Annotated in this window: 11 protein-coding genes; 7 read left to right on the forward strand and 4 right to left on the reverse strand. The window is 62.6% G+C overall.

The features are described 5' to 3' along the window. Positions 1-132: 132 nt before the first annotated feature. Together fabB and AWX27_RS05425 are read left to right on the forward strand one after the other, a co-directional pair. Positions 133-1,353, forward strand: a complete 1,221-nt coding sequence (fabB, locus tag AWX27_RS05420; protein WP_016926857.1) for a beta-ketoacyl-ACP synthase I — start codon at positions 133-135, stop codon at positions 1,351-1,353. A 212-nt stretch (positions 1,354-1,565) separates the two neighbouring features. Beyond that, positions 1,566-1,787 carry a putative periplasmic lipoprotein gene (locus AWX27_RS05425; RefSeq protein ID WP_004936201.1) on the forward strand — a complete coding sequence of 74 codons (222 nt, stop codon included), beginning with the start codon at positions 1,566-1,568 and terminating at the stop codon, positions 1,785-1,787. Positions 1,788-1,849: 62 nt separating this feature from the next. Here AWX27_RS05425 and apbE read toward each other — a convergent pair whose 3' ends face one another. Beyond that, entirely contained in the window at positions 1,850-2,881 is a 1,032-nt protein-coding gene (gene apbE, locus AWX27_RS05430; protein WP_060419988.1) for an FAD:protein FMN transferase ApbE, read from the reverse strand. A gap of 154 nt (positions 2,882-3,035) precedes the next feature. Between apbE and AWX27_RS05435 the strand changes: the two genes are divergently transcribed. After that, positions 3,036-4,148, forward strand: a complete 1,113-nt coding sequence (locus tag AWX27_RS05435) for an SLC13 family permease (RefSeq protein WP_060419991.1) — start codon at positions 3,036-3,038, stop codon at positions 4,146-4,148. On the opposite strand, the gene pepT is transcribed toward AWX27_RS05435, so the two are convergent. Next, complete coding sequence (pepT, locus tag AWX27_RS05440) at positions 4,145-5,392, reverse strand: peptidase T (protein WP_060419994.1); 1,248 nt, start codon at positions 5,390-5,392, stop codon at positions 4,145-4,147. The genes AWX27_RS05435 and pepT overlap by 4 nt on opposite strands. 217 nt (positions 5,393-5,609) lie before the next feature. On the opposite strand from pepT, the gene AWX27_RS05445 reads away from it, so the two are divergent. Further along, positions 5,610-6,506, forward strand: coding sequence for an endonuclease/exonuclease/phosphatase family protein (locus AWX27_RS05445; protein WP_060419997.1), 897 nt, complete (start codon positions 5,610-5,612; stop codon positions 6,504-6,506). Positions 6,507-6,533: 27 nt separating this feature from the next. Here the strand turns inward: AWX27_RS05445 and AWX27_RS05450 are convergent, their stop codons facing one another. Next, complete coding sequence (locus AWX27_RS05450; RefSeq protein ID WP_195892956.1) at positions 6,534-7,967, reverse strand: MocR-like pyridoxine biosynthesis transcription factor PdxR; 1,434 nt, start codon at positions 7,965-7,967, stop codon at positions 6,534-6,536. Between the two features lie 93 nt (positions 7,968-8,060). On the opposite strand from AWX27_RS05450, the gene AWX27_RS05455 reads away from it, so the two are divergent. Continuing rightward, positions 8,061-8,516: a rhodanese-like domain-containing protein gene (locus tag AWX27_RS05455; protein ID WP_060420003.1), complete on the forward strand. Its 456-nt coding sequence runs from the start codon at positions 8,061-8,063 to the stop codon at positions 8,514-8,516. A gap of 4 nt (positions 8,517-8,520) precedes the next feature. Here the strand turns inward: AWX27_RS05455 and flk are convergent, their stop codons facing one another. Then, a complete protein-coding gene (gene flk / locus AWX27_RS05460; RefSeq protein ID WP_060420006.1) occupies positions 8,521-9,549 on the reverse strand; it encodes a flagella biosynthesis regulator Flk in 1,029 nt (342 codons plus the stop codon). 205 nt (positions 9,550-9,754) lie between these two features. Between flk and AWX27_RS05465 the strand changes: the two genes are divergently transcribed. Together AWX27_RS05465 and AWX27_RS05470 are read left to right on the forward strand one after the other, a co-directional pair. Next, positions 9,755-10,117, forward strand: a complete 363-nt coding sequence (locus tag AWX27_RS05465; RefSeq protein ID WP_047730175.1) for a hypothetical protein — start codon at positions 9,755-9,757, stop codon at positions 10,115-10,117. Between the two features lie 49 nt (positions 10,118-10,166). Further along, on the forward strand, positions 10,167-10,938 hold a 772-nt coding region (locus AWX27_RS05470), incomplete at its 3' end, for a protein-disulfide reductase DsbD domain-containing protein (RefSeq protein ID WP_255359337.1).

Raw genomic sequence — 10,938 nt, forward strand, 5'->3', positions numbered from 1 at the left:
AACGGCGCTGGCGCCCAGGCGCAAACTGGACAACAATAAAGCTGAAAAACGCTGATCGGACTTGTTCGGCTTACATCTGTACGCTAAAGTGCGATGCAAAATCCCGTAGGTAAATAGTGGAAGAGGTATTGAATGAAACGTGCAGTGATTACTGGCCTGGGAGTTGTCTCCAGCATTGGTAATAACCAGCAGGAGGTCCTGGCGAGCCTGCAGGAAGGACGTTCTGGGATCACTTTCTCCCAGGAACTGAAAGATTCCGGCATGCGTAGTCACGTATGGGGGCAAGTTAAGCTCGACACGACCGGCCTGATCGACCGCAAGGCGGTACGTTTCATGAGCGATGCTTCCATCTATGCCTTCCTGGCGATGCAAGAAGCGATCGCTTCTTCCGGCCTGAAGGAAGAAGAGTATCAAAACAACCCGCGCGTGGGCCTGATCGCCGGTTCCGGCGGCGGTTCTCCGCGCTTCCAGGTGTTCGGCGCCGATGCGATGCGCAGCCCGCGCGGCCTGAAAGCGGTTGGCCCGTACGTGGTCACCAAAGCCATGGCCTCCGGCGTTTCCGCCTGCCTGGCGACGCCGTTCAAAATCCACGGCGTAAACTACTCCATCAGCTCCGCTTGCGCGACCTCTGCACACTGCATCGGTAACGCGGTTGAGCAAATTCAACTGGGCAAACAGGACATCGTGTTCGCCGGCGGCGGCGAAGAGCTGTGCTGGGAAATGGCCTGCGAGTTCGACGCGATGGGCGCGCTGTCCACCAAGTACAACGACACGCCGGAAAAAGCCTCCCGCACCTACGACGCCGATCGTGACGGTTTCGTCATCGCCGGCGGCGGCGGTATGGTCGTGGTTGAAGAACTGGAGCACGCGCTGGCGCGCGGTGCGCACATCTACGCAGAAATCGTTGGCTACGGCGCAACGTCCGACGGCGCCGACATGGTTGCGCCATCGGGCGAAGGCGCAGTACGCTGCATGAAGATGGCGATGCAGGATCTGGATGCGCCTATCGACTACATCAACGTGCACGGCACCTCCACGCCGGTAGGCGACGTGAAAGAGCTGGGCGCGATTCGCGAAGTGTTCGGCGACAATACCCCGGCTATCTCCTCCACCAAGGCGATGACCGGTCACTCGCTGGGCGCCGCAGGCGTGCAGGAAGCGATCTACAGCCTGCTGATGCTGGAGCACGGCTTTATCGCGCCGAGCATCAACATCGAAACCCTGGATGAGCAGGCGGCCGGCATGAACATCGTGACTCAACCGACTCAGCGCGAGCTGACCACGGTGATGTCCAACAGCTTCGGCTTCGGCGGCACCAACGCCACCCTGGTGATGCGCAAACTGGCGAAATAATTCCGCCTGAGCTTCATCTCGCCATCAAGCCCGCGTTTTCGCGGGCTTTTTACCGTTCAAAGCCCGCCGGGCGAGCGCTCGGAGTTTTCCCAAATCACATCCCCTGACACATCATTACCTCGCCATTACACGCGTTGGGCATACAATAGCCAGGTAGCGTGATTATCGCTCGGCGTGGCTTTCTAAAGTGATCGAACATTGAGGCAAGAAGTATGAAAAAGTTAATTGCGGTTGGGTTACTGTCGGCCGTGTTGGCCGGATGCGCCACTGATTCTCCCTGCGTTCCGGTCTACGATGACCAGGGGCGTCTGGTGCACACCAACACCTGCATGAAGGGCACCACTCAGGATAACTGGGAAACCGCGGGCGCGATCGCCGGCGGCGCGGCGGCAGTGGCCGGTCTGACCCTCGGCATCATCGCGCTGACCAAGTGATCGGCGCGGCGCCTGCGGGCGCATGCAACCAGCCCGGCCATTGCGTGCCGGGCTTTTTTATTTCACTGCACCAAAAACGCCTTGAACTGCGGCGTCATCACGGCGCTAAAGCCGTCGTCGGTTTTGCTGATCAGGTAGACCGCCAGCCCTTTCTCTTCGGCAAGTTTCAACGCTTTCTCCGTGCCCAGCACCATCAGGCCGGTATCCCAGCCGTCGGCCTCGAGCGCGGTGGGGGCGATCACCGTGGCGGAAACCAGCCGGTGGTTGATCGGCCTGCCGGTGGTCGGATCGATGACATGAGAGTAGCGCTGGCCGTTTTGTTCAAAGTAGTTGCGGTAGCTGCCGGCGGTGCTGATGCCGTAACCGTGCAGATCCACCAGCGCCTGCACCGCGTTTTCACGGTCGGTTGGCTTTTGGATTGCCACCCGCCAGGGTTTGCCCTGGCCGTTGACGCCGCGTGAAGAGACCGCGCCGCCGACCGATACCAGGTAGTTGGTAATGCCGTTGCGGTTCATCAGGCGCACCAGTTCATCGACACCGTAGCCTTCGCCCAGCGTCGAGAGATCGACGTACATGTCCGGCAGATCTTTTTGCAGCCACTCCCCGCGATTGTCGCTGATAAGCTTCAGGTGCTGCAGGCCGATGCGCTGCTTCGCCGCGTCGATCTGCGCCTGTTCCGGCACCTTGACCGGATGCTTGTCGGGGCCGAATCCCCACAGGTTCACCAGTGGGCCAACGGTAATGTCCATGGCGCCGCCAGTATCGCGGCCGATGCGCTGGGCCATCAGCACGATGTCCGCCATGCCGCGCGGGATCGGCTGCGGTTCGAGGCTGGCGCTACGGTTAAATTGCGACAGCACCGAGTCGGCGCGGTAGGTGGAGATATCGTCGTTGGCCCGTTCGAGCACCGCGTCGATCTGCCGCTGCAGTTCTTGCTTGCCGATCGCGACGTCACCGCTGACTTTAACGCTGTAGAAGGTGCCCATGGTCTTGCCGTCGATAGCGATTTGCGGGCGGGAGGAGGCATCGTCGCAGGCGGCGAGCAGGGCGCATAAGGCGCTGAGCAACGCCCCTTTGGCGAACAGGGAAGCCATAACATGTCCTTTGAAAACGAGAAAGCCGCTACAAATAAAGTAAAGCGCGGCAAATGGAAAGCGGATAAAGGTAAAATAGCATTTTGCTGGCGTTGCGGCTGCGCCTGAGCTAACGTCTCGCTCATGCTTTTCGCTGAGGTTTCAAGCTGCCACCATGAGTGCAACCGCCATTTCCCGGCTTATCCATCCCTTTGTCAAAGACCGTTTCCTGCATGCGCTGTTGCTGGCCGGCGTGGCGATGTTCGCCTTTCATCCGCAGCCGCTGGCGGCGCTGGGCGGGTTTATCGACGGCCGCACCCTCATTACCCTGTTGGGGCTGATGCTGCTGACCAAAGGCGTCGAGGTCAGCGGCTACTTCGACGTCGTTGGCCGCAAGATTATCAACCGGCTGCATAGCGAACGGCGGCTGGCGCTGTTCCTGGTGTTTTCCGCCGCGCTGCTGTCGTCGTTTCTGACCAACGACGTGGCGCTGTTTATCGTCATTCCGCTCACCATCACGCTGAAAAAGCTATCGGCGCTGCCGGTGGGCCGTTTGATCATCTTTCAGGCGCTGGCGGTGAACGCCGGTTCGCTGCTGACGCCGATCGGCAACCCGCAAAATATCCTGCTGTGGAGCCGCTCCGGCCTTTCTTTCCTCGGCTTCATCGGCCAGATGGCGCCGTTTGGCGCCGCGATGATGCTGAGCCTGTTGGCGTTGACCTGGTTCAGCTTCCCGGCGCGCGACATCGTGAAAACGCCGAATACCGAGGGCTACCCCTATCAACGGCCGCTGTTGCTGAGCTGCGTGGGGCTGTATGCGATCTTCCTGCTGTGCCTGGATATCGGTCTGCCGCTGTATGGGCTGCTGGCGGTGTTCGCCGGCTTTTTGTTGCTGGCGCGCCGGGTGCTGTTGCAGATCGACTGGAGCCTGATTTTCGTGTTCGCCGCCATGTTTATCGATGTTGGCCTGTTTACCCGCCTGCCGCCGCTTCAGCCGGCGTTTGCTGCTATCGCCGGGCTGAGCGACGGCGGGGTGTATGCGCTGGGCGTCGGGCTGTCGCAGATCGTCAGCAACGTGCCGGCCACCATTTTGCTGCTCAACTATGTGCCCTCCAGCGCGCAGTTGGCCTATGCGGTCAATGCCGGCGGCTTCGGGTTGGCGGTCGGCTCGCTCGCCAACCTGATTGCGCTGCGCATGGCGGGGGAGCGCAAGATCTGGTTGCGCTTCCACTATTACTCGCTGCCGTTGCTGGCGTGGGCCGCGCTGGTAGGCTGGCTGTTGAGCTAGCCCGGATTACCGCTCTGCCGGGCGGCCAACAGGCAAATGCTGCGGGTTACCTGGTAGGATTTCACAAAGGCGCTGACGGGTAAAAACTCGAAGCGCGAGTGGAAGTTATGTGCGCCGGTGAAGTAATTGGGCGTCAGGATGCCGCGGCTCGAGAGCGCCGCGCCGTCGGTGCCGCCGCGCATCGGGATCACCTTCGGCGGGATGCCGTGGGCGGCAAGGGCGCCAAAGATCAGATCGATGGCGCGCCGATCTTCGCCGATGGCGTTGCTGATGTTGCTGTAGATGTCGCTGATGCTGCAGCTGACGTTGGCGCGCGGATAATTGGCCGCCACCTGATGCACCGTCTCCTCAAGGCGGGTTTTGCGCGCCTCGAAGGTGGCGCGATCGAAGTCGCGAATCGACACCTTCAGCGTCGCCTGATTGGCATTGGCGGCCAGATCCGTGAACCAGAAATAGCCCTCGCGCCCGTCGGTGTGTTCCGGGGTATCCTGCACGTCGAATCGGTTGATGATGTCGTTGGCGATGCGTATCGGGTTGATTAACACGTTTTTCGCCGACATCGGGTGGGCGGTTACCCCTTCGATGCGGATCTCCGCCGCCGCCGCGTTGAAATTCTCGTAAACCACTTCACCCAGTTCGCAGCAGTCGATGGTGTAGGCGAAATCGACGGCGAAACGCTGCAGATCCAGCGCCTTGGCGCCGCGCAGGCCGATCTCTTCATCCGGCACGAATGCCACCACGATATCGCCGTGGCGATCGGCGGCGGTCAGGTTGGCCAGCAGCGTCATCACCACGGTGACCGCCGCCTTGTTGTCGGCGCCCAGCACGCTGGTGCCGTCGCTGAACAGGATCTCTTCGTTCCGGTAGGGCAGGATCTCCGGGTGCTCGGCGGTGCGCAGCCAGATATCTTGCTCGGCGTTCAGGCATAAATCTTCGCCGGTGAAGCGCAGGCGCTGCGGGCGAATTTCGGGCGACAGGCCGACGTCCACGGTGTCGATATGGGTGATGAAGCCGATGCGCGGCGCGCCGGGTTGGGTGCCGGGCTTGCGGGCGGTGACGGTGGCGTGGTCGTCTATCTGCACGTCGGCCAGGCCGAGCCGGCGCAGCTCTTCCGCCAGCAGCTGTGCCATCTCATGCTGCCCCGGCGTGCTGGGCAGGGTGGTTGCGGCGGCGTCGCTCTGGCTGGTCACCGCCAGATAGCGGAAGAAACGTTCGGTGAGCTGTTCGGCAATCGGGCTGGTCATCGGAACTCCTCGCGGTTGGCAATCTACCGGTTTTAAAACGAAATCAGCCGTTTGTCCAACGATGCAATGCGTAAACCGCCAGAATGCGAAGCATCGCGCAGAAACAAAAAATAGCGGTGAAACTAGGAAATCGTCGCAGGTTTCTGCGGCAAAATCGGTGTTAGCTGTGGGCCGGGAAGCGCCCGCATAACACTTATCTGTTCCTCAAGGAGAATTCATGCACACCGGTCACGCTCTGCTTATCACCATACTGTCCCTTGGCCTCTCTCCCAGCGCCTGGTCCTCTGCCGACACCGGACATGCCAACAGCAACGCCAACAGCCGCGAAGTGGCCAGCGCGCTGGGCGGCCTGAAAAACAAAACCTACGAACTGGAACAGGCGCCGAAGATCCGCGTCGCCAGCTTCAATATCGCCGCCGGCAAGGTCAGCGACATGACCGCCATCGCCAAGGCGATTCGCGCGATGAACGTCGACGTGGTGGCGCTGCAAGAGGTGGATAAGCTCACCGCCCGCAGCGGCCGCGTCGATCAGGCGGCGGAGCTGGCGAAGCTGACCGGCATGCAGGCGGTGTTCGGCCGGGCGATCGACTTCGACGGCGGTGAATATGGCCTGGCGTTTCTCTCCAGGTATCCGCTGCACGACGCCGTGATCTATCCGCTGCCGTCCGGCCAGCGCGAACAGCGCATCGCCTTCAGCGTCAAGGTCGACGTGCCGGAGTTCCCGGCGCCGATCACCCTGTTCAACACCCACCTCGATACCAAGGAAGACCCGACAATGCGCCTGGATCAGGTGCGGGAGCTGAACGATCGCACCATCGAAGTGCGCGGTATCAAGCTGCTGTTCGGCGACATGAACGATGTGCCGGGCAGCGTGACCTGGCTGGAATTGAGCCGCTATTGGAACGACATCATGCCTAACGGGCAGGATGGCCGCAGCTGGCCGGCGGAAAACGCCGAGATCAAGGTGGATTACCTCTTCACCGGCAACGCGCAGCGCTGGCATCTGGACAGCCTGACGGTACCGAACGCCAGCGGCGACTGGAACGGCGTGCATTGGCCGGCGGTGAGCGACCACCTGCCGCTGGTGGCGGAAATGCGCCTGACCGAGCAATAAGCCGGTCGGCATTCCGTTGGGGCCGGGCTAAGCCACGGCGATCTGCGCCAGCCGCTCGACGGCGCTGCGGATCTCGCCCGGCGTCAGGGCCGAAAAGCCCAGCAGCCAGCCGTCGCGCTGCGCCTGCGCCGTCTGGTATTGTGCCGTCAGCCGGGGCGTGAGGATGCCGAGCCGCTGCGCCTGTCGGCTGAGCGCCGCCTCCTGGCCGGGCGGCAGCCAGACGCTGAGCTGCAGGCCGCCGGCGGCGGGAGCGGGCGTGGCGAAGTGGCCGAGTTTTTCGCGAACTTCCGCCAGCAACACATCGCGCCGGCTGCGGTAGAGCTGGCGCATATAGCGGATATGCGCGGCAAAGTGCCCCTGGAGGATGAATTCGGCGGTGACCGCCTGCATCAGCTGCGCGCTGTGGCCGTCATACACCGTGCGCGCGGTGACGAACGCGTCAACCAGCGTGGGCGGGACGATCAGGTACGCCAACCGCAGCGAAGGGAACAGCGATTTGGAGAAGGTGCCGAGGTACAGCACCCGGCCACGGCGATCCAGGCCCTGCATCGCCGGTATCGGCAGGCCGTCGTAATGAAACTCGCTGTCGTAATCGTCCTCGACGATCCAGGCCTGCTGCCTGTCCGCCAGCGCCAGCAGCGCCAACCGGCGTGCCAGGCTGAGCGCTGCGCCGGTTGGGTATTGGTGCGAGGGCGTCAGATAAATCAAACGAGGGTCGGGCAAGGAGGGGTCAGCGCGCAGGCCGTCGCCGTCCACCGCGACCGGCGTCAGGGCGGCTCCGGCGCTGATAAAGGCGTTTCTTGCCCCGGTGTAACCCGGTTCTTCCATCCAGACGCTGTCGCCGCTGTCCAGCAGCAGCGTGGCGATCAGCTGCAGCGCCTGCTGCGAACTGGTCAGCACGATAACCTGCCGTGCATCGCAGATCACGCCGCGCGTTTGATTGACGTGGGCGGCAATCGCTTCACGCAGCGGCAAATAGCCCTGCGGGTCACCGTAGCGCAGCAGGCTTTCTCCCTGTAGCCGCAGGCGCTGTGCGGTCAGTTGCTTCCACAAGGCCAGCGGAAACGCGCGCAGATCCGGCGAACCGGCGGCAAACGCCCGTGGCTGCTGCGGATCGCGGCAGCCGCCGGTTTGTACGATCTGTTGGCCGCGCTGCGAAAGGCGCGGTATGTCGGCAGCGGTCGCCGGCGGCGGTGATTTGGCGATGATAATCGCCACAAAGGTGCCCTGGCCGACGCGGCGCTGCAGATATCCCTCCGCCTCCAACTGACCGTAGGCCGCTTCGACGGTCACTCGCGAGAGGCCCAGATCGCTGGCCAGCACCCGGCTGGAAGGCAGGCGTTGCCCCACGCTCAATGCCCCTTGGTGGATGGCCTGCCGCAATGCGCCGCACAGGCGATCGCGCAGCGTGCCGGCGGTGTGGGGCGATTGCTGAAACAACGTGACCAGCGAGTGCCGCATAATGGGTCTTATCACGGTTGGAAAATGGGTATCAATCATAAGACCAAAATGGGGCACTATTGTCATCTGTCTTGATGCACGGGAGTGAATGGTATGTCGAAAGAATCATTGGTGCTGGCTTTTTCTCCGGCGGCGCCGGAAGAGAGCCTGGCCTACCTGGCGGCCAAACTGAGCCGCTATGCGGATGCCTGGGACGTGGCGGAGGATCTGCGCAATGGCGTGGAGGGGGTGATAGTGATCGACACCCGCGCGGAGGCGATGTACGCCGCCGGGCATATTCCCGGTGCGCTCAGTTTGCCGCATCGTCTGATGGATGAAGCCAGCACGGCGCAGCTGGATCGCGAAAAAGTGTATGTGACCTACTGCGACGGCATCGGCTGCAACGGTTCCACCAAGGGCGCTTACAAGCTGGCGAAGCTGGGATTCCGGGTGAAGGAGCTGATCGGTGGGCTGGACTTCTGGCTGCGCGACGGCCATCCGTTGGCCATCGGCGAACAGCCGGGATCGTTGCGCGATCGGGCGGCTGTTGAGGACTGCGGCTGCGCCTGAGGCGTTAAAACACCAGCGCCAGCACGACGGCCAGCGCCAACAGCAGCAGGATCAGCGCGACGGCGGGTTTGCTGAGCGCTTTTTGCAGCGGCAGCGGCAGGGCGGCGATCAGCGGGTTGAGCAGCGGCTGCGGATCGACAGGGTGGCTGACGATAGCCTGAGCCTGGCCGGCTTTTTCCAGGCGGCGGGCAAACAGTTGATGAATGGCGTCGCTCATTTGCGGATGCGTCAGCGGCGCATTGGCACCGCAGTTGAAGCGCGCCTGGCAGTAGTCGTTCATCTGCTGCAGCTCTTGCTCGTCCGCCGGCTGCTTGAGCGCCGCCAGCAGATTGTTCAGCGTCGGCGCGCTCTGCGGGCTGAGGGCCACCTTCACTTGCAAGAATTGGTTTAACAGCTGGAAGTGGCGCGCCGGCAGCGGATCGTTGGTTTTCACGCCCGCCAGATCAAACAGCGTTTGCCAGATTTTAGCCGGCGCTTCACCGGTGGCCGCGCTAAGTTTGGTGATCTGCTGCTGCAGGCTCTGATGCTCTGCGGGCAGCAGCGGGCGATCGCTGGTAGCGGTTTGCTGCGGCTGAGGAATGGTCAGGCCGCCGGTCTGCAACAGATTCAGCACCTGCTGCAGCTGTGGTGGGCTCAGCTGGCTCAGTACCGTGTGGCCGAACTGCTGGCGAATAAAGTCGCTGACCGCCTGGCGGTTGTTGCCCTGCGGCAGCAATTCGGCCAGCTGTTGCAACAGCTGGCGCCCGGCGTGGTTTTGCTGCGCCTGCGTCAGGCGCGTTTGCAGCAGCTGTTCCGCCGGTTGAAAATGGCGCGCCAGCAGTTCACCGCCGTTGTCGGCGCCGAGCTCGTGGCGCAGAGTCGCCCAGATCTCCGCCGATTTTGCCGGGCTGAGCGTCATGATTTTCACGATCAGCTTTTCCAGCGTCGTGCGCTGTGCCGGAGAAAGGGGTTGATCGTCAGTGGCCGCCGTTTTGCCCGGGGAGGGAGGGCGTTCGCCGGCGATTGGGGTGCCCGGCCCACTCAAAGGTTGCATATCACCAGTCCTTCGCTGTGTATCCCCGCAGAATGCCTGGAGGAGAGAATCATCATCGTACCCGGCGAAAAGCGCAGGCTTACCCGCTATGATACCTGTAAATCGCCGCCATCAATACCGCCGCTCAGACATTTCTTTACCGACAAAACGTTGCTAATCGCGCCCGCGTCGCTAAGATAACCCCAGACCCGAACATGAGGATGGCATGGTTAAACGGCAGCGGATTGCAAAATGGTTTTTATGCCTGGCTTGCCTGGTGGTGCTGACGTGCATGACCCAGCGCATGGCGGGCCTGCATGCGCTGCAGCAAACGCTGGGGATCCCGGCCGCCACCGCCGTTCAGTCCAGTGACACCGCCGCCGAAGCGCAGCCGACGCCCTGTGAACTGAGCGCCAAATCATTGCTGGCCGCGCCGCCGGTGATGTTCGAAACCGTACTGTTCGGGCTGGGCCTGCTGCTGGCGCTGTTGGCGCCGACCATTGCCGCGCGCCTGCGTATTCCTCCTCCTCGCGCCATTTCACCGCCCACCCTCAGGGTGCACCTTCGATTATGCGTTTTCCGTGAATGAGTTAATCGCCCGTTTTTCGCGGTGAATTAATCATTTATGGAGAATTAACATGTTGAAAATTATCAGGCTGGCCTGCGCTTGCCTGTTTATGCTGTGGCTGCCTGCCTTGCAGGCGGCGGACAGCGGCTGGCTGCAAAACCCGGCCAACGATCATGCCAAGGTGCGGCTGCGTGCCGACACGTCACAGCCGGGGGAGACCCGCCTGCTGCTGTCGGTCGAGCTGCAAAAGGGCTGGAAAACCTACTGGCGTTCCCCAGGCGAAGGCGGAATCGCGCCGGCTATCGTCTGGCAGGGCAACCCGCCGCCAGCGACCTGGCACTGGCCGACGCCGCAGCGTTTCGAGGTGGCCGGCATTTCCACCCAGGGCTATCACGATCGGGTCACGCTGCCGATCGTGATGTCAGGCCAGGTATCCGGCCCGCTGGCGGGCACCCTGACGCTATCCACCTGCAGTAACGTCTGCATTCTGACCGACTACCCGTTCAGCCTGGATCTGACGACGCCGAACGATCCGCAGTTTAACCACGACTTCGCGCAGGCGATGGGACAGGTGCCGATCGCCGCCGGGGTGGCGGAGGGCGTCAAGGCCGGTTACCGCAACGGCGAGCTGCAGATTTCCGCCGAGCGCGCCGCCGGTTGGCAGCAGCCCGCGCTGTTCTTCGATACGCTGGCGGATGCCGATCTCGGCAAGCCGCAGGTTGAGACCGACGGCGCTCAGCTGTTGGCGCGAGTGCCGGTCAGCGATGGCTGGGGCGATGCGGCGCCGGATCTGCGCGGCAAAACGCTGACGCTGGTGATCGACGACGGCGGCATGGCGCAGC

It is taken from the genome of Serratia sp. 2880STDY5682894, assembly GCF_001537385.1.
GTDB classification, from domain to species: Bacteria; Pseudomonadota; Gammaproteobacteria; order Enterobacterales; family Enterobacteriaceae; genus Serratia; species Serratia nevei.